The sequence below is a fragment of the Nostoc sp. CCY 9925 genome (genome assembly GCF_963920935.1).
Taxonomy (GTDB): Bacteria; Cyanobacteriota; Cyanobacteriia; order Cyanobacteriales; family Nostocaceae; genus Nostoc.
This window is the reverse complement of sequence record NZ_CAWUDO010000012.1, coordinates 106,621-128,849: the sequence shown is the minus strand read 5'-3', so window position 1 is coordinate 128,849 and position 22,229 is coordinate 106,621. Positions and strand designations below refer to the sequence as shown.

The 22,229-nt window shown below is 41.0% G+C and carries 25 protein-coding genes; 15 read left to right on the top strand and 10 right to left on the bottom strand.

The features are described from left to right. Nucleotides 1–75: 75 nt before the first annotated feature. Nucleotides 76–1,158 (bottom strand): ATP-dependent 6-phosphofructokinase, encoded by a 1,083-nt coding sequence (locus ACM0OY_RS09345; RefSeq protein ID WP_414568601.1) that lies wholly within the window; start codon nucleotides 1,156–1,158, stop codon nucleotides 76–78. Between the two features lie 474 nt (nucleotides 1,159–1,632). On the opposite strand from ACM0OY_RS09345, the gene era reads away from it, so the two are divergent. The 3 genes from era to ACM0OY_RS09330 all read left to right on the top strand — a co-directional run bounded on the left by era (nucleotide 1,633) and on the right by ACM0OY_RS09330 (nucleotide 3,512). Further along, nucleotides 1,633–2,607 (top strand): GTPase Era, encoded by a 975-nt coding sequence (era, locus tag ACM0OY_RS09340; protein WP_414568587.1) that lies wholly within the window; start codon nucleotides 1,633–1,635, stop codon nucleotides 2,605–2,607. 98 nt (nucleotides 2,608–2,705) lie between these two features. Next, nucleotides 2,706–3,335: a response regulator gene (locus tag ACM0OY_RS09335; RefSeq protein WP_414568586.1), complete on the top strand. Its 630-nt coding sequence runs from the start codon at nucleotides 2,706–2,708 to the stop codon at nucleotides 3,333–3,335. Between the two features lie 48 nt (nucleotides 3,336–3,383). Next, nucleotides 3,384–3,512 (top strand): hypothetical protein, encoded by a 129-nt coding sequence (locus tag ACM0OY_RS09330; protein WP_414568585.1) that lies wholly within the window; start codon nucleotides 3,384–3,386, stop codon nucleotides 3,510–3,512. Between the two features lie 172 nt (nucleotides 3,513–3,684). Here the strand turns inward: ACM0OY_RS09330 and ACM0OY_RS09325 are convergent, their stop codons facing one another. From ACM0OY_RS09325 to ACM0OY_RS09300, 6 genes are all read right to left on the bottom strand, one after another. Beyond that, complete coding sequence (locus ACM0OY_RS09325) at nucleotides 3,685–3,891, bottom strand: hypothetical protein (RefSeq protein ID WP_414568584.1); 207 nt, start codon at nucleotides 3,889–3,891, stop codon at nucleotides 3,685–3,687. Nucleotides 3,892–4,144: 253 nt separating this feature from the next. Beyond that, entirely contained in the window at nucleotides 4,145–5,185 is a 1,041-nt protein-coding gene (locus ACM0OY_RS09320; protein WP_414568583.1) for a DMT family transporter, read from the bottom strand. An 86-nt stretch (nucleotides 5,186–5,271) separates the two neighbouring features. Further along, nucleotides 5,272–5,931 (bottom strand): DNA-3-methyladenine glycosylase family protein, encoded by a 660-nt coding sequence (locus tag ACM0OY_RS09315; protein WP_414568582.1) that lies wholly within the window; start codon nucleotides 5,929–5,931, stop codon nucleotides 5,272–5,274. Between the two features lie 335 nt (nucleotides 5,932–6,266). Continuing rightward, nucleotides 6,267–6,506 carry a hypothetical protein gene (locus tag ACM0OY_RS09310; RefSeq protein WP_414568581.1) on the bottom strand — a complete coding sequence of 80 codons (240 nt, stop codon included), beginning with the start codon at nucleotides 6,504–6,506 and terminating at the stop codon, nucleotides 6,267–6,269. Nucleotides 6,507–7,049: 543 nt separating this feature from the next. Beyond that, nucleotides 7,050–7,385 (bottom strand): hypothetical protein, encoded by a 336-nt coding sequence (locus tag ACM0OY_RS09305; RefSeq protein ID WP_414568580.1) that lies wholly within the window; start codon nucleotides 7,383–7,385, stop codon nucleotides 7,050–7,052. A 52-nt stretch (nucleotides 7,386–7,437) separates the two neighbouring features. Then, the gene (locus ACM0OY_RS09300) at nucleotides 7,438–8,031 is read right to left on the bottom strand and encodes a DUF3611 family protein (RefSeq protein WP_414568579.1); all 594 of its coding nucleotides are present in this window, start codon (nucleotides 8,029–8,031) and stop codon (nucleotides 7,438–7,440) included. Nucleotides 8,032–8,653: 622 nt separating this feature from the next. On the opposite strand from ACM0OY_RS09300, the gene ACM0OY_RS09295 reads away from it, so the two are divergent. Both ACM0OY_RS09295 and ACM0OY_RS09290 read left to right on the top strand, forming a co-directional pair. Continuing rightward, nucleotides 8,654–9,127: a TspO/MBR family protein gene (locus tag ACM0OY_RS09295; protein WP_414568578.1), complete on the top strand. Its 474-nt coding sequence runs from the start codon at nucleotides 8,654–8,656 to the stop codon at nucleotides 9,125–9,127. Nucleotides 9,128–9,297: 170 nt separating this feature from the next. After that, on the top strand, nucleotides 9,298–9,771 hold the full coding sequence (locus ACM0OY_RS09290; protein WP_414568577.1) for a TspO/MBR family protein: 474 nt from the start codon (nucleotides 9,298–9,300) through the stop codon (nucleotides 9,769–9,771). Nucleotides 9,772–9,952: 181 nt separating this feature from the next. Here ACM0OY_RS09290 and ACM0OY_RS09285 read toward each other — a convergent pair whose 3' ends face one another. Beyond that, the gene (locus tag ACM0OY_RS09285; RefSeq protein WP_414568576.1) at nucleotides 9,953–10,660 is read right to left on the bottom strand and encodes a M15 family metallopeptidase; all 708 of its coding nucleotides are present in this window, start codon (nucleotides 10,658–10,660) and stop codon (nucleotides 9,953–9,955) included. Nucleotides 10,661–11,011: 351 nt separating this feature from the next. Between ACM0OY_RS09285 and ACM0OY_RS09280 the strand changes: the two genes are divergently transcribed. From ACM0OY_RS09280 to ACM0OY_RS09255, 6 genes are all read left to right on the top strand, one after another. Then, on the top strand, nucleotides 11,012–11,323 hold the full coding sequence (locus ACM0OY_RS09280) for a CU044_2847 family protein (protein ID WP_414568575.1): 312 nt from the start codon (nucleotides 11,012–11,014) through the stop codon (nucleotides 11,321–11,323). 60 nt (nucleotides 11,324–11,383) lie between these two features. Beyond that, nucleotides 11,384–12,442: a trypsin-like peptidase domain-containing protein gene (locus ACM0OY_RS09275; protein ID WP_414568574.1), complete on the top strand. Its 1,059-nt coding sequence runs from the start codon at nucleotides 11,384–11,386 to the stop codon at nucleotides 12,440–12,442. An 873-nt stretch (nucleotides 12,443–13,315) separates the two neighbouring features. Next, nucleotides 13,316–14,794, top strand: a complete 1,479-nt coding sequence (locus ACM0OY_RS09270) for an aminotransferase class I/II-fold pyridoxal phosphate-dependent enzyme (RefSeq protein WP_414568573.1) — start codon at nucleotides 13,316–13,318, stop codon at nucleotides 14,792–14,794. A gap of 530 nt (nucleotides 14,795–15,324) precedes the next feature. After that, nucleotides 15,325–16,344: an ATP-binding cassette domain-containing protein gene (locus ACM0OY_RS09265; protein WP_414568572.1), complete on the top strand. Its 1,020-nt coding sequence runs from the start codon at nucleotides 15,325–15,327 to the stop codon at nucleotides 16,342–16,344. A 126-nt stretch (nucleotides 16,345–16,470) separates the two neighbouring features. Next, nucleotides 16,471–17,358: an ABC transporter permease gene (locus tag ACM0OY_RS09260; protein ID WP_414568571.1), complete on the top strand. Its 888-nt coding sequence runs from the start codon at nucleotides 16,471–16,473 to the stop codon at nucleotides 17,356–17,358. A gap of 32 nt (nucleotides 17,359–17,390) precedes the next feature. Beyond that, nucleotides 17,391–17,885: a hypothetical protein gene (locus tag ACM0OY_RS09255; protein ID WP_414568570.1), complete on the top strand. Its 495-nt coding sequence runs from the start codon at nucleotides 17,391–17,393 to the stop codon at nucleotides 17,883–17,885. Between the two features lie 80 nt (nucleotides 17,886–17,965). Here ACM0OY_RS09255 and ACM0OY_RS09250 read toward each other — a convergent pair whose 3' ends face one another. Further along, nucleotides 17,966–18,403 carry a peroxiredoxin gene (locus ACM0OY_RS09250; RefSeq protein WP_414568569.1) on the bottom strand — a complete coding sequence of 146 codons (438 nt, stop codon included), beginning with the start codon at nucleotides 18,401–18,403 and terminating at the stop codon, nucleotides 17,966–17,968. A 193-nt stretch (nucleotides 18,404–18,596) separates the two neighbouring features. Between ACM0OY_RS09250 and ACM0OY_RS09245 the strand changes: the two genes are divergently transcribed. From ACM0OY_RS09245 to ACM0OY_RS09230, 4 genes are all read left to right on the top strand, one after another. Further along, a complete protein-coding gene (locus tag ACM0OY_RS09245) occupies nucleotides 18,597–19,001 on the top strand; it encodes an Npun_F0494 family protein (RefSeq protein ID WP_414568568.1) in 405 nt (134 codons plus the stop codon). A gap of 243 nt (nucleotides 19,002–19,244) precedes the next feature. Further along, on the top strand, nucleotides 19,245–20,723 hold the full coding sequence (gene cobQ, locus ACM0OY_RS09240) for a cobyric acid synthase CobQ (RefSeq protein ID WP_414568567.1): 1,479 nt from the start codon (nucleotides 19,245–19,247) through the stop codon (nucleotides 20,721–20,723). Between the two features lie 215 nt (nucleotides 20,724–20,938). Continuing rightward, nucleotides 20,939–21,175, top strand: coding sequence for a 2Fe-2S iron-sulfur cluster-binding protein (locus ACM0OY_RS09235; RefSeq protein WP_414568566.1), 237 nt, complete (start codon nucleotides 20,939–20,941; stop codon nucleotides 21,173–21,175). A gap of 331 nt (nucleotides 21,176–21,506) precedes the next feature. After that, on the top strand, nucleotides 21,507–21,725 hold the full coding sequence (locus ACM0OY_RS09230; protein ID WP_414568600.1) for a type II toxin-antitoxin system HicB family antitoxin: 219 nt from the start codon (nucleotides 21,507–21,509) through the stop codon (nucleotides 21,723–21,725). 49 nt (nucleotides 21,726–21,774) lie between these two features. Here the strand turns inward: ACM0OY_RS09230 and ACM0OY_RS09225 are convergent, their stop codons facing one another. Further along, entirely contained in the window at nucleotides 21,775–22,218 is a 444-nt protein-coding gene (locus ACM0OY_RS09225) for an SRPBCC family protein (RefSeq protein WP_414568565.1), read from the bottom strand. Nucleotides 22,219–22,229: the final 11 nt, after the last annotated feature.

Below are 22,229 nucleotides of genomic sequence, written 5' to 3'. Positions count from 1 at the left end.
GAGTTCAAAACCTCAACGCTCAAACTTATTTCCTAATGCCCCATGCCCCATGCCCAATGCCCCATGCCCGACTATCTAATCTCCCAAATAAATACCCATACCACGGGCGGTTTTAACTAAAGTACCATTGGGATCGACGGCACTATATTGTGCGATCGCTTCTGTAATTGGTACGCTTAATACTTGGCGATTTTGCCACGTTACCATGCGATCGTATTTACCCTCTGCAATCAGATTAACTGCTGCTACGCCAAAGGCTGTTGCAACTAATCTATCCAGTGGCGAAGCAGTCCCACCACGTTGAATGTGTCCTAAAACGGTGACTCGCGTTTCTACACCAATGTGCTGAATAATTTCATCGGCTAAATATTCACCAATTCCACCATATCGAGATTGACCTAAGCGATTTGTAATCGTGACGTTTTCGCCATCTTGGGTGCGAACAGCTTCGGAAACGATAATCAAACAATAATTTTTACCTTTCTCTTGGCGTTCTTTGATTTTGTGGCAAATGTGTTCAACTGTGTAGGGAATTTCTGGAATTAAAATTACATTTGCTCCGCCTGCAATTCCCGCAGCTATGGCTATATGTCCTGCATCACGCCCCATCACTTCCAAAATCATGACTCGGCTATGACTTGCAGCGGTAAAATGTAACCGATCTAATGCTTCTGTGGCAATATTCACCGCCGTATCAAAACCAATGGCATGTTCAGTAATGCCAATATCATTATCAATGGTTTTGGGAATTCCTACTAAGTTAATACCGCCTTGTTGTGCGAGGCGGCGGAGAATTGCCAAGCTACCATCGCCGCCAATACCAATCAAAGCGTCTAAACCTAGTTCATGGTAACCTGCAATGATTTCTTCGGAGCGATCGCATACACTTCCATCCGCCATTGGAAAAGCAAAAGGATCGCCTTTATTAGTTGTTCCCAACATTGTGCCACCGGCAGTTAACAGCGAATCAACTTGATCTATTTCCAAGTTTGTGAATTGTGGCGGACGCGCCATTAATCCGAGAGTGGCTTGCCGAATTCCCAGAACCTCCCAGCCGTAAGTATTCACTGCACAATTTACTACAGCTCTAATCACAGCATTTAAGCCAGAACAATCTCCTCCACTTGTAAGAATTCCAATGCGTTTGGGTTCTCCCATATCTTTTGTTGACATTTTGATCCAGATATATCTATTAGCCGATTAAACTTAAGCGTGAGTAAGTAATAGATTAAACCTAAACAAAGCTCTCACTGTAAATGCGAAGGTAATTTTATGTTGCTTTTGTGTTTAAAAACAAAACTATGTTTAATAATTCATAACTCAGGAGCTAGGAGTGAGAATTCAGGAGTAAAGCTGGAGACTTTAGAACTAAAGCATCAGAATAGGTCGAAAATCAAGGCTAATATGGATACTTGACTTTCTTCAAATTTATAAAGTTGGGGTTTCCAAGTCTGATAAAAAATTCAGCAATTCTGGATTCTGACTTCTGACAACTAAGTGACCCCAGCTGTAAAATACAAGTGTGGAGCTAGTAGTAGATTAAACTTCAAAAAAGCAATCCCACAAAATGCTAGGCTGATTCTATGTCTGTTTTCAGCTCGAGAAAAAACCAAGTTATTCCTACTCTAAAATATGAAGGTGGAGCAAAAGGTGACTAGTATTGATAATTACACCTTCTCGTTTTCAGGAGAAGTAACAATCCCTGAGGCTCCTCCTGGCTTTAAATCAGGTTTTATCGGCATTATTGGTCGCCCTAATGTCGGTAAATCTACTTTGATGAATGAATTGGTAGGACAAAAAATCGCTATCACATCACCAGTAGCGCAAACCACACGTAACCGTTTGCGAGGGATTTTAACTACACCAGAGGCGCAGTTAATATTTGTAGATACGCCAGGAATTCATAAGCCGCACCATCAACTAGGGCAAGTACTAGTACAAAATGCCAAAATAGCCATTGAATCGGTAGATGTAGTGTTGTTTGTGGTAGATGGAGCAGTGGCTTGTGGAGCAGGCGATCGCTACATCGCTGATTTGCTCAGTCGCAGCAAAACACCAGTAATTATGGGTTTGAACAAAATCGACCAACAACCCGCCGATTCGCAGTTTTTAGATGATAGTTACGCCGAGATGGCCAAGTCCCATGAATGGGAAATTGTGAAATTTTCTGCCAAGACGAGTGCAGGATTACCACAACTGCAACAATTATTAATTGAACATTTAGAAACTGGGCCATTATATTATCCGCCCGACTTGGTAACCGACCAGCCAGAACGCTTTATTATGGGCGAATTGATCCGAGAACAAATTATACTTTTGACTCGTGAAGAAGTACCCCATTCAGTAGCGATCGCTATTGACCAAGTAGAAGAAACTCCTGCTATTACCCGTGTACTTGCTACGATCAACGTCGAACGTGATTCTCAAAAAGGCATACTCATTGGTAAAGGTGGCTCAATGCTTAAAGCAATTGGTAGCGCAGCCCGCGAACAAATCCAAAAATTAATCGCTGGCAAAGTCTACCTAGAACTATTCGTAAAAGTCGAGCCAAAATGGCGACAATCACGGGTGAGTTTAGCCGAGTTAGGCTATCGGGTGGAAGAATAAAAAATTGTCATTAGTCATTAGTCATTGGTCATTAGTTATTTGCAAAGGACAAAGGACAAATGACAAATGACAAATGACAACGGACAAATGAGAAACTTATGTTAAAAGTATTAATTGTCGAAGACGATCCAATGATGCAACTGGGGTTAGAGCAATCGTTAATGGCTCATCCCGATTTAGAAATTGTTGGACAAGCCGAAGATGGCTATTTGGGCGTGCAAGCTGCACTGCAACTCAAACCAGATGTAGTGGTTATGGATATTGGATTGCCGCGATTAGATGGCATTGCAGCGACACAACAAATTAAGGCGGCCTTACCTGCAACTCATGTGGTGATGCTGACATCCCATCAAACGGAGACAGAAATTATTGCTGCGCTGTCTAGTGGCGCTGATGCATATTGTATTAAAGGTGCAAGTGTGGAACGATTGTTAAATGCGATCGCTGCCGCAGTTGATGGTGCAGCTTATCTAGATCCGCAAATTGCCCGACGAGTAATTGACAATCTCAAACCACCCTCACGCACCAACAACACCGCTAACTTATCTGGGCGTGAATTAGAAGTATTGAAACTTATGGTAGACGGATTGAGCAACCCAGAGATTGCACAAAAACTCTATCTCAGTCCGAACACCGTCAAAACTCACGTCCGAGGGATTATGAATAAATTAGCAGTGGACGACCGCGTACAAGCAGCGGTAGTTGCATTGCGTTCAGGTTTAGTTTGATTACTAAATCTTGTGCTTTGGAGATTAGTAATGACTACCTAAAATTCGATGAAAGCAGCAAATGATTTTTATGACAAAACAGTTTTAGAAATGACTAAAAACTACGGCAGAATTCAGAAGTCAAACAGCGTTTATAGTTGGCTTTGGGATGAATCTTTGCGTACTTCACCAACTTGAAATATACTCTATGTGTTAACTAACAATTTTAGACGTAGCTTGCTTCTTGCAGAGCGAGTATAAATTAGCTTGCTCTCACACCTTTTGAAATTTTGGATTTTGAAGTTTTAATCCAAAATCCAAAATTTAAAATCTAAAGTTTGGTGATTTATCTGGTTATTCATCTATCGATTCAGTTTTGATGTCCGTGTTCAACGTCTTGTGATATCAAAACTTGGGGTAGATGCTCAGTATCTACCTGTTCTTTTTGCGACAACTCTTCGCCTTTTCCTTCCCATGAGTAGTTGCAAATTTTAGTACTAAGTATTAAACCTAGTGTTTTGTTAATCATAAAGGCGAAGCTATCGATAAAAATCAAGTCCAAAGTTCGACTAATCATAAATTCCTTTTCAGCTTTGTAGCATCAACTAATATTTTCTACAAATGAGATAATTTAGTTTCCAGAAATTTACTGTCTCAAAATTTGTAAATTTATAATTCCTACAAACAAAAACTGCTGTGGTATATCTATGTCTAAAGATATAGATATTAGGGGGTATAACCCTGTACCCCTAGTACATTTGATTGATGCATCAGCGAAATTTGGTAAGAAGTCTCAAGATCGTTAAAAATCACATGGCAGGGATTATGAATTAATTAGTAGTAGACGAGCGCGTGGAATCTTGCATGGTATTGTTAACGCTAGATTGAATCGATTCTTTGTTAGAAGTCGCTAGATAAATACCTCCTAAAATTAAAGCCAGCCCTAGCAAGTTAAAAATACTCAAATTTTCCGAAAAAAGTATCCAAGCAAGAATCGCAACAATCACTGGATTGAGTAACAATAGTAATGAGATGAATCCCGAAGAAAAAGTTTTCAGGCTGTATACAATTAGCCCATGACCCAAGGCTTCAGAAATAGCACCTAGCGCAAATACTACCAACCACCCCGATAAAGTAACTGGGAAAACTTGTTTTTCAAAGATTAGCACCACTGGTATCATCAATGAAGTTGCGATCGCACAACGCCACACGAGTATGGTGAGAATTGAAAATTTATTACGAATCTGCTCGATAAGTAAAAAGTTTGCTGCATAAAAAACCGATGAGATGACGGCAACAACATCACCTGTAATATTATTATTAGAGCGTAATAAATCTTCAAATCCAACAGCGATCGCGCCCACTACAGCCAAAATCAAACCGATAATAAATTTGCGCCCAAAAATTTGGCCAAAAAATAACCATCCTCCTAATGTAGTAAATAGCGGATTCAGACTACCTAAGGCATTAGCATTAGCAGCACCAGTTTGAGTTAGGGACCAAGTCCAAGATAATCGACCTAATACATGAACTAAACCCACTGCTATTAAGAACGCTATCTCTTTAATTGGATAACGCTGCTTTAGTAAAATCGGTTTATCATCTTTAATTTGAGTACGTGCTTGGTTAATTCCACTCCATAATCCAAAAATAATAGTTGCTATCCATAAGCGATTAAATAATGTAGCAACAGCGCTCATCTGGCTAACAGCAATTTTAATAAATATTGCTGTTGTAGATAAAGCTAATAATGCGCTTATAACTATTATAATTGGCAGAATATTTGAAGGTTTATTAGATTTTTCTTGTGTTAAGTTTAATTGATTTTCTACCATTTGATTATATTGATAAAACAAACTGTCAATTGTCATTAGTCATTGGTCATTTGTCATTGTTAACTAACAAATAACAATTGACAAAAGACAAAGGACTATACTTCAGAAAAAAAATGTACAATTTAGAGGCGCATCAGGCTATTACTATTGGCATTATTTAGGTAGTAGTGCCACAGAAGTCTTGCAGCGATCGCTCGCCAAGGTCGCCAGTGCTGGGTCATTGCTTCGAGTTGTGCCGGTGTTGGACGTGTCCCCAAGTTTTTCAGCTTTTGTAAAGCGATCGCTAATCCTAAATCGCCTTTGGGAAAGACATCAGGACGTTGCAGTGCCATGAGTAAATAAATATCAACTGTCCAATCTCCGATGCCTTTGAGACGCTTTAATTGAGTTCTGATAGCAGTTTCGTCCATTTTTGAGAGCTTACTTAGGTCAAGCTGACCACTGGCGATCGCATCCGCCAACCCACGACAGTATAAAATTTTTTGGCGACTGAATCCAATCCCTCTTAATTGAGCATCATCCAATGTGAGAAAATTTTCTGGCGTCAGCGTTACAACAACCCCAGATAAACGTGTGAATACAGCCTTTGCAGCTGCTAAGGAAACTTGTTGTTCCAGAATTATGCACACAAGTGTTGCAAAACCCGGCTCTCTTGACCAAATTGGTGGAGGCCCCAGTGTTTCTAAAATCTGAGCCAAATCACTGTCAAGATTGGCAAGCACCATTAAACCACGGCTAAGACTTTCTTCAGTCAGCGATTCTAGTTCAGGTATTTGAGTCATGTTTGGAACAAATCTTATATCTAGCAACTAATAATGTATCAATTTTAACGCAAAGCAAATGCAGCAAAATACAGAAACAAATCAAATCAAAAGTGACAATATTGGTCTATCTAAACTGAAGAACGAATTCCCTACTTTCTGCGCCAATAGCCGCGAAGAATGGCGGAAAGCCATTTAAAAAACATCACCAATTGCTAAACAAAAACAAAACTTTTGGCTTTCAACTTAGCATCAATTTTTAATAGCATTTATAATTAAAGGCGTACCTGTGTACGCCTGTATAGTCCATTCATTGATTGCAAATTATTTTCAATAATGATTGACCTAGATGCATTTTAATTAAAAGAGTTTGAGAAGTTATTAGGGTCTAAATCAGGAGGAAATACTAAAATTTCTTTACCTTCTAGTTTTGCTTTGTCGGACAACAAAATTGCTTTTTGCAAAGAACAATATTTAATTGGAACCCATCCGTCGCTATAAAAGTAGACAGTCACTCGGCTCATTGCATACTCTTTCAACGGTAGTGGAAGATACCAGGATGAGTCCACAATTTGAACCTTACCTGTTGAGTCCATGCTTTGAACCTCAATTACTAAGTATATTTACCTCACCCATCGCTCCCACTACTTTCGCTGATTGAGGTAAGTATTAGTAACTATCATAGGTAATAAATGAATTTGTCTTAAAGTCGCAACTTTAAGACATCTAAAGGAATGCTATGGTGACAATTTAATCAGATTTAATTTTTTAACTTAAGTAGAACGGTGTAAATAATTAAAGGTTTGTAGTGTTCGCCGTGGTGTGCGTTCGCGTTGGCAAAGCCTCTCATAGAGAAGCGTCTCACAGAGAAGCGCAGCGCAATAAGCAGGGAGTGGTGACAATAGGGTTCGGATAAGCAGGGGAGGTAGAGCAGCAAAGACGGTTATTGTTGAGTAATTCTTCTCTCCCCCTGCCTGCCTCAACAAAGAAATTCCTTAACTGAACGGTATTGGGAGTGGTGAGTCGAGACGCGATTAATTGGGTTTCTACAGGTTTGGAAATCAGGCTTTTTCACTTGAGAGCGACTTTTGTCAACCAATCGTCTTATTAACAACAGATATTAGGGACGCAGCGCTTTGCTAGTCTCCGAAAGATTTTATACTAATATTCTTCCGTCCTTGGCAGTAACCTGTAAAAGTTTTAATACTATCGTTTCGCCTCTCCCTCTCTCTTTTAAGATTGCGATCCTCGTTAACGATTATTAAATACTCATTAATCGAGTTCAAAGCCTCATTAATGAAGTTCAAATACTCGTTAATGGTGTTCAAAGCTTCATTAATGGAGTTCAAATACTCGTTAATGGTGTTCAAAGCTTCATTAATGGAGTTCAAATACTCGTTAATGGTATTCAAAGCCTCATTAATGGTGTTCAAAGCTTCATTAATGGTGTTCAAATACTCGTTAATGGAGTTCAAAGCCTCATTAATGGAGTTCAAAATTAGGAATTATGAAGTACTCAAAGCAGTGCTAGTGTTGATGAACTCGCTCCAGCAACCATAACGAAGCGACAGTACCCACATAATGAGCAGCAATTCCAGTGATGTCTGCCACAGCCACAAAAACATCCATGGGTCGAATAATCCTGTAGGGGTCGGTGATTGCAACTCCTGGAGGTTGGGATATAGATTTTGCCACTAGTACTAATACGGTTGAGCCAGCACCTAACAAAGTTAATAATATTCCCACTAAACTGATAATTATCCCCAGACGGAGGATTCCAGTTGTATCTGGCTTACTCGGATGTAAAGCTGAATTACGATTTTCTAGAGCTTTGCCTATGCGAGTATAACGAAAATCCCAATAAAGACTGAATAACAAGACTACAATTCCGCATACAGCCCAAAATATGCCAATTCCAAGACCAGTATTCTGTTGCTGAACCAAGCCACGACCAGTCAAGGCAAACAACAAAGCAAAGACAGAAACTACTCCAATTGCCAATTGGAGCCAGAAAGTAATCCAGCCTGTAAGGCGAATAGTATTACCAATTCCTCTAGTTTCTGGTGCTAGCGATGGCTGCGCCAACGTCTTCGACGAACGCATTTCCGATTCAGTTTGCATATCAATTACCGTTGAGTTTTATGAAAAAAAGCTAGGTTTAAAACCTCGCCCGCAAGTGGCGCGAAAAAATCCTTGTTTCCCAAGCTAGGTAGAAACCCCACCCAAAGTGTCTGGCTGTTTTGAATTTTGAATTTTGAATTTTGAATTGATTCATTCCTTATCCCCCTATTGCTCAGAATATTTCCCCCGTTTACCTTATACCCCCATCTTTAGAGAGAATCGCCTTGTAATCTTGGGGAATAAATGGGCAGATGAAGGGCAAAGGGGCAAGGAGGAGAATTCCTAACTGAGTACTAATTAACGTGAATTCGACGAATCTAAAAAACCCCGCTTCCATTCCTCTCTCCCTGTGGGGGAGAGGCTTTGAAACCATCATTTTCTCGTTGTCAATGAAGAAAGAATATTTCTGCCCCTCTCCGTGTCGGAGAGGGTTTGGGGAGAGGTTTATCGAACTGAGCACTAATTACAGTCAGCACTTCCAATGCCCATAATTTAAAATCCTGCCAAACGATAAGAAGTTATCAAACTCAAGGATGATGAGTGTTTAGCAGTTAAATTGACAAAATAACACTATAAAGAGTGATATTTAAGCGATAGATAGCGCTTGTAAAGGATAAGGGGCATGATTAAATCTTGGATGGTGATTGGAGGTGTGGCTTTCATAGTTGCCCTAGCGGCTAACGCGATTACGCCTGGCGATCGCCAATGGTTCAAGCGCTTACAACGACCCAGATGGTTAACTTTTGAAGGCGCAATTCCAATTATTTGGACTGTAATATTTATTTGCGGTGCTTGGTCGGCTTATATTGTTTGGGAAAAAGACCCAGGAAGCACTTCAACCTGGTTAATCATGGGTTTATATTTGCTATTAGAAATTGTCACCATTGCCTATACACCCGTAATGTTTAGGCTTCGTAGCCTAAAAATAGGCACAATTCTTGGTGGCACAGGTTTTCTCATTGGTGCTTTGTTGATGCTTGCAGTCTTAAGCATTTCTGGTTGGGCAGCACTCTTATTAGTTCCTTATTTGCTCTGGAGTCCCATCGGAACTTATACCACTTGGCAGATGATTAATCTCAATCCCCAAGATGCCTAGTACCATTTTGGATTGGGAATCGGCTTCTGTATCTGGGTTTTGTGAATCCATCGACCAAAATCATTTTTCAGATTGGTATAAGATTAGCACCAGCGAATGATTTAACCTATCCTCTAAATTGTCAAACTTGCAGTGTATGACTTGACAAAATACACAAGCAAGAGTGCAGTATGATTTCATCTTGGATAGTAATTGGGGCTGTAACTTTCTTCGTCGCCCTTGGTAGTTTCTTCATCACGCCGCGCGATGTGAAATGGTTCGCACACTTAAGTCGCCCTCGATGGCTAGTTTTTGAGCCGCTGATTCCACTCATTTGGACTGTGATTTTTATTTGTGGTGCAGCTTCAGCCAATATTGTCTGGCAAAAAAATCCAGGAGGTGTAATTACTTGGCTGTTAATGGCTTTGTACCTTTTGGTGGAAATTATCACAGTCGCCTACATACCTGTAATGCTGAGGTTTCGTAGTCTCAAAGTTGGAGAAATTCTCGGACTATTTGGTTTGATTTGTGCCGTTGTCCTTGGTATCTGCGTTTTGCCAATTTCTCCACTAGCAACGCTGTTACTCGTTCCTTATCTAATTTGGACTCCCATTGGAACTTACACTACAGAAGAGTTAAGGGAATTAAATCCCCAAGATGCTTGAAGAAGAATTCAGAATTCAGGAGTCAGAAAGTGAAGGATCGACGCTTATCGTTGGCGCAGCCTTCGCCAGAAAAGATTTAGTGTGATGTTTCACCATTTATTAGACACTTGCGGACTTGAATTTAATTCTGAATTCTGAATTCTGAGTTCTGAGTTGTCAATTCTGGCTCCTGAATTCTTTTCTAAATAAGACGCCCATAACGTGCGTTAACACTATTGGCTGGATTAGATTGATTATTCAGCCAAGCCCACATTTGATCGCCAAAAGAAAAATGCCACCACTCTTTAGGATTGCGTTGAAAACCGGCTTTTAACATTACATCCCGCAATAGCTGACGGGAAGCATGATATTTCTCTGCTTCTGGATGGTCACTATTGGCATAATAATCGGGATGCGATCGCCCTGACATTTCATCAATGGGCGAACCCATATTCACTATTTCTCTAGTATCATCTACCAGAGTCACATCCACCGCAGCACCCGTGCTGTGAGGAGGGGGAGTTTTTTCATCTAAACTCGGTACAGCCCAAATTTCATAAACCGCTTGCCAAATCTCTTGGCGTTGGTTTGGTGATAATTCCGCCTCAATCAGTCCTCTTTCTTGTACTGCTTGGGCGAAGCTGTAATCTACCATAAACTGTTGGACTGCGATCGGGCGATAGGCATCAAATATTTGAATTTGCCATTTCGGACGCAACAATTCAAGGTAATTTTGCACTTGAATCAAATTTTCAATGACGCTTTGACGGAGATAATAAGGAGAGCGATCGCCATAAGGCGCACCTAATTTTTCATAAGGATGGGGAGATTCTACCGCAAACAATTCCAAAGGAATCTCCACCAACGGTTCACCACACTCAAAAATTGGAATTTGATGATAAGGTCTCATCTATTCAGCTACACAGGACTTACGAATTTTAACGCAAGCATAGCATTGTGCGTAACGATTCTCTTTTTACTCTGCGTCCTTTGCGCCCACCGAAGTTTTGAGCGGCGGCTTCCGCCGATCAAACTTCTCTCTGCGTGCAATACCAATTTTTATTAAATTAATCGTGCCCTAAAAATGTAACAATACCATATAAGCTGTTAGACATTCAACTTGCATATTACTTAAGATTAAAACTCTTGTGGGGTGGGCATCTTGCCCGCCCTGATTGTGTAAATTAAAAATGTATTAGCTTACCTTCTTCCCATTATTTAGGAAGATCCTGGCACAAAAAATTAATATAAAAAATCAACTATGGCAGATAGAACAAAAATTATTTCCTTTGAACTTTCTGACGGCAGAATAATTAAAGTAGAGGTTACGCCTATAGGGGAACAACCTGTTTCTGATGAAACCAGAGTTTTTAAACAAGCAACAGAAATTATTAAATCTATTGCTGAAGATGTGGCAAGTACATTAAAAGATATTAGCGAGACAGTCAAACCAGATAAATTTAGTGTCAAACTAGGTTTACAAATTGGAGTTGAGTCAGGACAACTAACCGCTTTAATTGTCAAAGGAACAGGCACAGCTAACCTGGAAATTACTATGGAATGGGGTAAATAACAGTTGATTGTCTTACACTTGTGGTAATCTTTTTACAAAGATGCTAGGTGAGAGCAATTAATGGGTAACGAAGACGATTTACAACGCTGTACAGTGCGTTTAAATGTTGCCAGTAGTCAGGGAACAGGTTTTTTTGTTGCACCGAATTGGATTCTCACCTGCGCCCATGTAGTCGAATCTGCGAAAGATAACCCCGTGCAAGTATTTTGGAAAGCGGGAAACCAGAATTACACAGCTAAAGTTACGCAATTATACAAATATCCCCTTGATTTAGCCCTTTTACAACTGGATGAGGATTGTTTGGATCATCCCTGTGTTGAATTGGATGACACAGAACCGAAAACCAACGATGATTTATATATTTTCGGTTATCCAAAGAATAGCGAAGTTGATTATTCGCTGGGAGATTCAGCAAGTTTTAAATATGAGGGAATAAGTTTTAAACAGGATATTATTCTCTATAAGTTAAAGCAAGGGCAAGTTATCTCAGGGTTTAGTGGTTCGCCTTTATTAAATTTACTAACAGGAAAAGTTTGTGGAATTGTGCATCTTTCCCGTGATGAGGGTAACGATTTAGGTGGGCGGGCAGTTTCGGCTCAAGTTATTGTGCAACATTTTCCTGAAATTGCGTTACTTAATAAACAATTGCATCAGCTAAAGCCCAAAGCTGATAATCCATTTGAATATGCTTCTCCCGTTCCTCCACAACGTTTTTACGGACGGATAAGAGAGATTTTAGAGATTAAAAACCGCATTGGCGCGATTAGTCCTCAATGTGTCAATTTGGTAGGCTTGCGGCGTAATGGAAAAACCTCTCTATTGCGATATATCAGAGAAAGAATCAGCGAATTTTGTTCGCCAGAACAAAAGCCTTTAGTTGTTTTCTTAGATTTAACGAATGGGAATTTTCATACTCCAGAGGGGATTATTGAAGGCTTAAGGCGAGGGATTCACAAACTAACAGGGAATTATCCTTGGTCAAAGGAAGATAATGAAGATGGCTTTGCAGTAGAAGATGGCTTACAGGTGTTAGTAGATGAAGGGTATCGATTAGATGGTTCCAGGCATCTTAATTCAAAATCTGCAAGATGTCAAATGGGTTCTATAGATTTCGCGTAAGGGCACGACATTGACGTGCCCCTACCAACGTATTTGTATCATCATTTAACGTACTCCGATGGAGTAGCAAGCTACCCGTAGCCTCTGGTAGAAAAGTATTGCTCCTTTAATCAAATGATTTTGTTGATGAACAGAATGTGTTTGTTGATGAAAATCATAATTTACAGCAATTTTCACGTAAATAGACCACGTTGTAGGGTTGCACAGCTAGCTGTGCTACTCTACCAGAAATTGTGTTTTAAATAGATGAAAAACGCTGTAAAACCTAGATAAAATCTTTGATTGACAGCAGATGAGGTACAGATCGTCGTAAAAGCACAACAATGTTGGTCGTAAGCGCACGACCAATTGTACTAAAACATGTTTTTTACTTGCTCAAAACATGCCCGAATGACTAAAACATGTTGATTTGTCACTTCAGAAGGTGTCAGATCGACAAAAATGTCTTAATCTATAAATTAACAATAAGTTGTTCGAGAAAAAATTCTTTTTGACTTATCATTCGAGGACTTTTTATAAATAAAAAATAAGTCGTTCTAGAACAGCTTTAGTTTTATTTATACAAAAACACAAATTTCGAGAAAAACATGTCCATGTATAAGCTCAGCTTAAGTTGTTCTAGATCGGGTTATTTTGGGCTTATACAAGGATGAGTTTTTGTAATTACAGCAGTTTTGGTGGTATTGAGACCACAATTGAGGCGGAGAATGGGGAGTGGGGAGTAGGGAGTGGTGTAGTTCAATTACTTGAAAAGCGCTGTAAGTAAAATTGTGTAGGCGTAGTCCTTCGTAAATAGACATCTGGTAATTTTATCGTCTATGAATATGCCCTAAGAGACTTGAAATCTTATTATTGACAGTTGGTTTTTTTTAAATGCTCGATCAAAACCAAACACCCCTATTAGACGCTTTAAAAGCCAATGCAACACGCTCCCACGCTCCTTTTTACATGCCAGGACACAAACAAGGCAAGGGCATCTCTCAACCTTTAGCCGATTTACTTGGCAAAGCTGTCTTTCGCGCCGACTTAACGGAATTAGCAGATTTAGATAATCTTTTTGCACCCCAAGGCGTAATTCAACAAGCACAACAATTAGCAGCCCAAGCATTCGGCGCTTCGCAAACATGGTTTCTTGTTAACGGTTCTACCTGTGGGGTTGAGGCGGCAATTCTCGCTACTTGTGGTGCAGGCGATAAAATCATTCTGCCTCGAAATGTGCATTCTTCTGCGATCGCCGGCTTAATTCTTTCTGGTGCTATACCAATTTTTCTCAATCCTGAATACGATTCAGTTTTAGATATTGCCCATAGCATCACACCCACTGCTGTAGAATCTGCACTCCAACAACATCCTGACGCCAAAGCAGTGTTGACAGTCTACCCCACATATTACGGTGTTTGTGGAGATTTGAAGGCAATCGCCAATATTGCTCATCAATATAATATTCCTTTACTCGTAGATGAGGCACATGGCGCACACTTTAGCTTTCATCCCCAATTGCCCACTCCCGCTTTAGCCGCAGATGCCGATTTAACTGTACAATCCATCCACAAAGTCCTTGGTGCCATGACACAGGCATCAATGTTGCACATCCAAGGTAATAGGATAGATAGCGATCGCATTAGTAAAGCTTTGCAGCTCCTACAGTCTACCAGTCCTAGTTATATACTTTTAGCTTCTCTAGATGCAGCACGTCAGCAAATGGCACTCCACGGAAAAATGCTGATGTCTCAGACTTTGCAACTTGCTGAGGAAGCCAGAACCAAAATCAGCCAACTTCCTGGCTTATCTGTCTTAAGCCCCCCTTATCAAGGGGGGTTGGGGGGATCTCCTGGCTTTGTGGCTTTAGATAAAACGCGATTAACAGTAACTGTTTCTAATTTAGGTTTAACCGGATTTACAGCAGATGAAATTTTGGATGAAAAATTTGCCGTTACTGCTGAATTTCCGTCTCAGCAGCACCTTACTTTTATTATTAGTTTAGGCAATACCGCAGCTGATATTCACCAATTAGTCCAAGGTTTTACCATTCTCGCCAAAGAATATCGCCCAACTAATGCTACTGTTAAAAACTATATTTTGCAGGATTTTTCCACAACATTCGGTACTAATTTGTGTTTGTCTGTCCGTGAAGCTTTTTTTGCTGCTAGTGAAATATTACCTTTAGCAAAGACTTGCGATCGCATTTGTGCCGAAATCGTCTGTCCCTATCCTCCAGGAATTCCCGCATTAATGCCAGGGGAACTCATCACCAAACCCGTTCTTGACTACTTGCAACAAATCCAGGCGATGGGAGGATCGATCAGTGGTTGCAATGATACTAGCCTCAAAACGTTGAAAGTTGTTAAATAGCGTGCTAATTTCGTAATTTTCCCACATCTACTTACAGCATTTTTCAGGTAAATGAAGTACACGGGTAGGGGCGCACAGCTGTGCGCCCCTACGATGATCTGTACCTCACCAATTTGCAATCTGCTGTAAGTTAATACAAAACTAGTCACAAAAGCTGCTTTTAAAGTCACAAAAGCTACTTTTAAAGTCACAAAAGCTGCTTTTAAAGTCACAAAAGCTGCTTTTAAAGTCACAAAAGCTACTTTTAAAGTCACAAAAGCTGCTTTTAAAGTTACAAAAGCTGCTTTTAAAGTCGCAAAAGTTAGTTTACGAGTTCAAAAGCTCCTTTTATAGTCGCAAAATTATAGTATTTGGTATATTTCGCCACAAACGCAATCAAACAACTTGCTTAAAATAATCCCAAATTTTTGGCAGCATAGCGCATGAAGCGAACTTATTTACATATTTTCGCTCATGCGCTATTTCTTTGTCCCCACCTTCTACAATAAAAATAGATTTATTGAGATTTGTATAGTTGGGGAAAAGCTGTCATGGCTCCCGCCGTTTTAATTCAAAATTTGCAAAAATCCTACGGCACGGTGGTTGCCGTTAAGGATGTTTCGTTTCAGGTAGAGTCAGGAGAAATCTTTGGTTTACTTGGCCCCAACGGTGCTGGAAAAACTACCACCTTGCGTGCCTTGTGTACACTCACTACACCGGATGCTGGCAAAATCGAAGTATCCGGTATTTCGGTATTAGATAATCCGAGAGTCGCAAGACAAAAATTAGGCTATGTAGCTCAGGAAGTCGCTATAGATAAAGTGTTGACTGGACGAGAACTGCTGCAATTGCAAGCAGCACTTTATCATATCCCCGGTGCAGCAGCCAAACAGCGTATTGAGACAGTATTGGATTTACTCGGTTTACAAGAATACGCCAATAAAAAAACCGGAACCTACTCTGGCGGTTTACGCAAACGCCTTGATTTAGCTGCTGGGTTACTCCATGCACCGGATGTTTTAGTCTTAGACGAGCCAACTGTAGGACTTGACATAGAAAGCCGTTTTGTGGTATGGGATTTTCTGAGAAAATTACGCGCTTCTGGGACGACGGTACTAATTACCAGCCATTATTTAGAAGAGATTGACGCCCTAGCCGATCGCGTGGCAATTATCGATCGCGGCGTTGTAATTGCTGCTGGGACACCTTCGCAATTGAAAGATCGAGTAGGAGGCGATCGCATCACCTTGCGAATTCAGGAGTTTTCCCCCATTGAAGAAGCCCAAAAAGCTAAAAACCTGCTCCAATCTTTGCCCTTCGTCCAAGAAGTCATCATCAACAGCGCCCAAGGTAATTCACTCAACTTGGTCGTGACACCCCAAAATGACGTTCTCATCAAAATACAGCAAACCCTAAATACCGCTGGCTTGCCCATATTTGGCATCGCCCAATCTCGCCCCAGTCTTGATGATGTTTACCTCGCAGCCACAGGACGCACACTGATGGATGCAGAACTAGCAGCGATCGCCACCCGCGATCCCAAAGCTGAGAAAAAGCAGAATATGAGGTAGGGAATGGGGAGGAAGGGGAAAGGTTAAAGGGTAAAGGGATAAATTTAACCTTTCCCCCTTACCCCTTTCCCTTTCCCCCTTCCTAATGCCCAATCCAAAATCTAAAATCCAAAATCCAAAATTCTTATGAGTGTTACTCCTAAATCCGATCTTAATTGGCAGACACTAGCATCACCACAAGCAGATGCTAACCATGCTCCTAACTTTTTCGGTGAATTGGTACAAGAGACGCTGGCTTTAACTCGTCGCTTGTTTATTCAGTTGCAACGGCGTCCCTCGACATTAGTCGCCGGAATTATTCAGCCAGTGATGTGGTTGGTACTGTTTGGCGCTTTATTCCAAAATGCGCCCAAAGGCTTATTTGGCAGTACGACAAATTACGGTCAATTTTTGGCTGCTGGCGTAATTGTATTTACAGCATTTGCTGGAGCGCTGAATGCTGGTTTGCCTATCATGTTTGACCGCGAATTTGGCTTTTTGAATCGTTTGCTAGTAGCACCTCTAGCATCACGGTTTTCTATTGTCTTTGCTTCGGCAATCTTCATCATCAGCCAAAGTTTACTGCAAGCAGCTGTGATTGTAGGAGCAGCGGCGTTTTTAGGTGCGGGATTACCTGATGCAGCTGGTTTAGGTGCGATCGCTTTAATTGTTTTCCTCCTAGCTTTAGGTGTGACAGCAATTTCCCTGGGCTTAGCTTTTGCCTTACCAGGTCATATTGAACTAATTGCGGTAATTTTCGTCACTAACCTACCATTATTATTTGCCAGTACTGCTTTGGCTCCTCTATCGTTTATGCCTGGGTGGTTGCAGGTTGTCGCTACTCTAAATCCCCTCAGTTATGCCATCGAACCTATTCGCTATCTCTATCTCCACAGTAGTTGGGCTTTGGATAGTGTAGTTATGCAGGCTCCTTGGGGTGATGTTACCTTTGGGGGGGCTTTGTTAGTGTTGTTTGGTTTTGCCGTTGTCGCCTTAGTTAGTATTCAGCCCCAACTACGACGGACTCTTGCTTAAGATAAAATAGAGCAATTTTCGAGTCGAAATCCATGAAAAAACCATTTTTACAAATTACTAGACTCTTCTTGGCTACCGCAGCCGGAGTTAGCTTTGCTCCTTTACTGATGGCTCAACCTAGTTTGGCTCAGTTGAGCAGCCCAGCGGATGCTTTTCCTAGTGGTAGTACAACAGACCAAAATACCGATCCGTTTTCCCGCTCGAATTCAGATAATTTCAACATGTTCGATCTAATTCACCGGGCAAATTTCGGAACTCTCAACTGGAATTCTCAACAACAGAACGAACAGCTCAACTCAACCGCAGAAGCTTTTAAAGCTAGACAACAACAATTACTCCAATGTCGTCAACAAGGGCAACTAACAACCCCAGGATCGCCAACGGTTGCATCGGCGTCGCCGACATCATCAACCCAATCAGCAACAGCAGATCCTTTAAAGGCAAATCAACAGCAAACACTCCAGTGCCAACAAGCACAGCAAACGACTAGAGAGTTACCATCGTTTAAATTACCATCAGGTAACTGAATTCAAATCAATAACCCCAACCCCAAGGTTTTGGGGTTGAGGTTAAACCTTTCAAAAATCCTTAGTTCTCAACCAAAAAACTACAGCCCAAGTGCAGCCAAAACATCCTCAGCATGGGTGGTGGTATTTACACTAGCGTCAACATGGGTGATTTTGCCGTCAGGGCCAATTACGTAGGTGACGCGCTTAGCGTAACCACCGCCATCCACATCAAAAGCTTTGATGAGGGATTTGTCGGTGTCAGCCAGTAAAGGAAAATTCAAATTATATTTTTGGGTGAATGCCTGATGAGAAACTTCATCATCTGCACTGACTCCCAGCACTACCACATCTTTACCTTGATACTTAGCTTGGGCGTCCCGAAAACTACAGGCTTGTTTGGTACAGCCTGGAGTATCATCTTTGGGGTAAAAATACAAAACAACTGTCTTCCCAACAAAATCAGATAAAGAGACTGTGTTGCCGTTTGTATCTTTGGCGGTAAATGCAGGTGCATCCGTACCAACTGCTAGAGGCATAATTAACCTTTCCTGTTTCAGATTCTTGATGCACTTGAAATTTTACATTAATTTATAATGATTAAATATATTTACTAAAAAATAACATAACTATAGTTTAGGTAACTAAACTCTGCTTAGATGAGGTAAGCAGTGCAAAAAAATATATTCTGAAATTAATTTTTATTCAAAGAAAAATTTCTACCCGTACACAATGCCTCCTGTTGATTTCCAAAACCCAAAAACTTTTGTCTATCCTCCTAGCACAATCGAAAGGGCGGAGCGATCGCTAATATGTTCGCCCTTTAATCCATCTTTATTTAAACTCATGCGACACCAGAGTGTATCGTTGAGTGTGATCGCCCTGGAAAATGGATTTAAGCAGGGTTATACTCAGCGTCCTTTATCAGAATTAGCATCTGACAACGCCTTGGGCTGGCTGATTGAAGTGGGTGTATTGCGCCGAGAAGTCGATGGTCAGGGAATTACAGATAGTTATCGCCTCACTCCTTTGGGACGCCAGTTGATAGAACGATACCAAGGTAAGAATTGGCGTACTCCTTCATGGCGCGATCGTTTATACAATGTAGTGACTCGTTGGTTGCGGTTACCTTTTTAGAACAGAAAACTAAAGAGTTAGGATTAGCGAATCAAAGGGAACAATTAATATACGGAAACATGACGCCCATTCATGAAGTCTTTACAATGTGGTGAGGGATAGGGCATTGGGTATGGGGCATGGGGCATTGGGTATTGGGTGAGAAAGTATTCCTAAATATTTATTTCCTAGTTCCCAGTCCCCAGTCCCCAGTCCCCAGCCCCTAAAATTTCATCTTATATATTAAAAAGCTGAATAGTGACTATGAAATCAATTATGGTAGTGGGGACAACATCCCACGCGGGGAAATCACTCTTAACTACAGCTATTTGTCGAATTTTATCGCGGCGTGGTTGGCGAGTGGCTCCCTTTAAAGGTCAGAATATGGCTTTAAATGCTTATGTCACTGCCAGTGGTGGAGAAATTGGCTACGCCCAAGCAGTACAAGCTTGGGCTGCGGGAGTCGTACCTTGGGTAGAAATGAATCCAATTTTACTTAAACCCCAAGGGGATATGACTTCGCAAGTAATTATTAAAGGTAGACCTGTGGGCAAAGTGGGTGCCGCAGATTACTACGAGCAATATTTTGAACTGGGGTGGCGGACAATTGAAGAATCGCTACAGCATTTAGGAACAGAATTTGACTTGCTAGTTTGTGAAGGTGCGGGTAGTCCCGCTGAGATTAACCTCAAGCACCGCGACTTAACGAATATGCGCGTAGCAAAATATTTGAATGCGCCAACTTTACTAGTAGTTGATATCGATCGGGGCGGCGCTTTTGCCCATGTAGTAGGCACTCTAGAATTATTGGAACCCGATGAACGCGCTTTAATTAAAGGTGTAGTAATTAACAAGTTCCGAGGACAGCGATCGCTGCTAGAACCAGGAATAAAATGGTTGGAAGAACGCACAGGTATTCCCGTTGTTGGCGTTATACCCTACTTACAAGAAGTATTTCCAGCGGAAGACTCCCTTGACCTGCTAGAACGTCAATCAAACAAAGCCCATACTGACCTCAATATTGCCGTTATTCGTTTACCCAGAATTGCCAACTTCACTGATTTCGATCCACTAGAATCCGAAAGCACAGTTTCAGTAAAATTCATCAGCCCTAAGCAAGATTTAGGACATCCAGATGCAGTAATTATTCCAGGTACAAAGACCACAATTGCTGATTTACTACTGCTGCAAAAAAGCGGCATGGCAGAAGCGATTCAACATTATGCTGCTTCTGGGGGAACAGTTTTAGGCATCTGCGGTGGGTATCAAATGCTCGGACAAATCATAGCCGACCCAGAAGGAATAGAAGGACAAGCAGGTAGATATCAAGGGTTAAATCTTTTACCAATCAGAACTGTAATTACAGGACAGAAAATTGCCCGCCAGCGGCAAGTTAGCTCGAATTATCCACAATTGGGCTTGCCAGTTAATGGCTTTGAGATCCACCAGGGGCGATCGCGCATTGAACAGCAAGGAATAGATAGCCAATCTTTCCATGCCCTATTTGACGATGTTAACTTAGGGTTAGTGGATAGTTGTCAGTCAGTCTGGGGTACTTACCTCCACGGAATTTTTGACAACGGCCCTTGGCGACGGGCTTGGTTAAATCGACTCCGCCAACAACGAGGTTTAAAATCTTTGCCCACTGGTGTTGCTAACTACCGAGAACAAAGAGAGCAGATTTTAGATTCCCTAGCTACTGAAGTCGAAAACCATTTAGACTTAACTCCGTTTTTGTCTTAAGCTAATACCAGTTTGGATTCTGAATTTTGGATTGGGAATAGTGTTGGTGAATCAGAGTGTAGCGAATCTATCACCCACAATCATTTTTCAAATTGGTATGAGTTGCATAGAAGAGATTGCACATTTTTTCGTTAAGATGGTTATTTGTCATTTGTCTTTACAAAGGACAAATAACAACCCTTACGAATCAATTCCAAATCAAAACCGTAAGATTGATGATTGTTCGTGTCCGCTTTTTACCAGATGATGTTACCGTAGACGCCGAAGTCGGAGAAGCCCTTTTAGATGTAGCAGATCGGGCTGGAGTATTTATTCCCACCGGTTGTCTGATGGGGTCTTGTTACGCTTGTACCGTGGAATTAGAAGATGGAGAAAACATCCGCGCCTGTATCAGTGCGATACCACCACGCGAAGAATTAACCATTAATTTGTTTAGCGATCCAAGTTGGTAGTTTTTAACTCTCTAATACCAACTCTCCATGAAGATGCACCTAATATTCTTTGGCGTTACATAATTGCGGAATGATTTTACTAGTTTTGTGGGATGGGCATCTTGCCCGTCCCTTATATTTCCGGGCGGGCAGGATGCCCACCCCACAAGAATCATCCCTTGATTCAGCAACGCCCATTTTTTAAACGAACCGCAAAGGACGCATAGACGCGGAGCGGCTTCCCGCAGGGTAGGACACAAGAGATAACTTACATTAATTATTCAGTGCAAGTTGACAGAGAATTGGTATAAGTGCAGAAAGTCAGATAAAGAAGTAGAAGTGAACAAACAAGCTGAGTAAGCTTAAATACCAAATGCTTATTCAATGGTCTGAAGAAGATAATTGCTTCTTGGTAGGATTTCCTGATTTCCAAGGACAACGCTGGCGGACTCATGGGGATACTTACGAATCAGCAGTAGCAAATGGAATTGAAGCTTTAGAGTCTTTGATTATTGCTTACGAAGCTACAGGTGATTTACTTCCAGAACCAGCAATTTATAATGCTGCATAGTTTTGGATTTAATTTAATGAAACTTTCTGTTAACAGAACCTAGTTTCAGCTAACTAGATTTAATACTCAGGGCGTATTGTCTAAACCTTTCCAAATCAGCTTTGATTGTTGATTCAACTATCCGCCCCAAAAACAAGTTATCCATAATTTTGCCAATAATACCGGGGATAGCATAGGAAATGGTCATTTTGACGATTGTATTACTGTGGCGATCGTAAAAGCGAATCGCTCCCTGATTCGGCAAACCATCAACTGATTCCCATTGAATAATTTGGTTGGGAATTACTTTCAGAATTCGGGATTTCCAAGTAAATTCTAGACCGTTACTACTCAATTTCCAAAGGGATATATCCGGATTATCTGGCGGAATCTTGACTGAATCAATCCACTTCATCCATCGAGGCATTTGTTCCAAATCAGACCAGAGGCTCCATACTAAATCTATGGGAGCTTCTACTTCTATTTGCACAGTATGTTCTAACCAATCTGACATTATTTTTTCTT

What these genes read in the sequence shown, in the direction of transcription:
- ACM0OY_RS09345 (WP_414568601.1), bottom strand. Translation starts at nt 1,158, where the DNA reads ATGGGAGAACCCAAACGCATTGGAATTCTTACAAGTGGAGGAGATTGT.
- era (WP_414568587.1), top strand. Translation starts at nt 1,633, where the DNA reads ATGAAGGTGGAGCAAAAGGTGACTAGTATTGATAATTACACCTTCTCG.
- ACM0OY_RS09335 (WP_414568586.1), top strand. Translation starts at nt 2,706, where the DNA reads ATGTTAAAAGTATTAATTGTCGAAGACGATCCAATGATGCAACTGGGG.
- ACM0OY_RS09330 (WP_414568585.1), top strand. Translation starts at nt 3,384, where the DNA reads ATGAAAGCAGCAAATGATTTTTATGACAAAACAGTTTTAGAAATGACT.
- ACM0OY_RS09325 (WP_414568584.1), bottom strand. Translation starts at nt 3,891, where the DNA reads ATGATTAGTCGAACTTTGGACTTGATTTTTATCGATAGCTTCGCCTTT.
- ACM0OY_RS09320 (WP_414568583.1), bottom strand. Translation starts at nt 5,185, where the DNA reads ATGACAATTGACAGTTTGTTTTATCAATATAATCAAATGGTAGAAAAT.
- ACM0OY_RS09315 (WP_414568582.1), bottom strand. Translation starts at nt 5,931, where the DNA reads ATGACTCAAATACCTGAACTAGAATCGCTGACTGAAGAAAGTCTTAGC.
- ACM0OY_RS09310 (WP_414568581.1), bottom strand. Translation starts at nt 6,506, where the DNA reads ATGGACTCAACAGGTAAGGTTCAAATTGTGGACTCATCCTGGTATCTT.
- ACM0OY_RS09300 (WP_414568579.1), bottom strand. Translation starts at nt 8,031, where the DNA reads ATGCAAACTGAATCGGAAATGCGTTCGTCGAAGACGTTGGCGCAGCCA.
- ACM0OY_RS09295 (WP_414568578.1), top strand. Translation starts at nt 8,654, where the DNA reads ATGATTAAATCTTGGATGGTGATTGGAGGTGTGGCTTTCATAGTTGCC.
- ACM0OY_RS09290 (WP_414568577.1), top strand. Translation starts at nt 9,298, where the DNA reads ATGATTTCATCTTGGATAGTAATTGGGGCTGTAACTTTCTTCGTCGCC.
- ACM0OY_RS09285 (WP_414568576.1), bottom strand. Translation starts at nt 10,660, where the DNA reads ATGAGACCTTATCATCAAATTCCAATTTTTGAGTGTGGTGAACCGTTG.
- ACM0OY_RS09280 (WP_414568575.1), top strand. Translation starts at nt 11,012, where the DNA reads ATGGCAGATAGAACAAAAATTATTTCCTTTGAACTTTCTGACGGCAGA.
- ACM0OY_RS09275 (WP_414568574.1), top strand. Translation starts at nt 11,384, where the DNA reads ATGGGTAACGAAGACGATTTACAACGCTGTACAGTGCGTTTAAATGTT.
- ACM0OY_RS09270 (WP_414568573.1), top strand. Translation starts at nt 13,316, where the DNA reads ATGCTCGATCAAAACCAAACACCCCTATTAGACGCTTTAAAAGCCAAT.
- ACM0OY_RS09265 (WP_414568572.1), top strand. Translation starts at nt 15,325, where the DNA reads ATGGCTCCCGCCGTTTTAATTCAAAATTTGCAAAAATCCTACGGCACG.
- ACM0OY_RS09260 (WP_414568571.1), top strand. Translation starts at nt 16,471, where the DNA reads ATGAGTGTTACTCCTAAATCCGATCTTAATTGGCAGACACTAGCATCA.
- ACM0OY_RS09255 (WP_414568570.1), top strand. Translation starts at nt 17,391, where the DNA reads ATGAAAAAACCATTTTTACAAATTACTAGACTCTTCTTGGCTACCGCA.
- ACM0OY_RS09250 (WP_414568569.1), bottom strand. Translation starts at nt 18,403, where the DNA reads ATGCCTCTAGCAGTTGGTACGGATGCACCTGCATTTACCGCCAAAGAT.
- ACM0OY_RS09245 (WP_414568568.1), top strand. Translation starts at nt 18,597, where the DNA reads ATGCCTCCTGTTGATTTCCAAAACCCAAAAACTTTTGTCTATCCTCCT.
- cobQ (WP_414568567.1), top strand. Translation starts at nt 19,245, where the DNA reads ATGAAATCAATTATGGTAGTGGGGACAACATCCCACGCGGGGAAATCA.
- ACM0OY_RS09235 (WP_414568566.1), top strand. Translation starts at nt 20,939, where the DNA reads ATGATTGTTCGTGTCCGCTTTTTACCAGATGATGTTACCGTAGACGCC.
- ACM0OY_RS09225 (WP_414568565.1), bottom strand. Translation starts at nt 22,218, where the DNA reads ATGTCAGATTGGTTAGAACATACTGTGCAAATAGAAGTAGAAGCTCCC.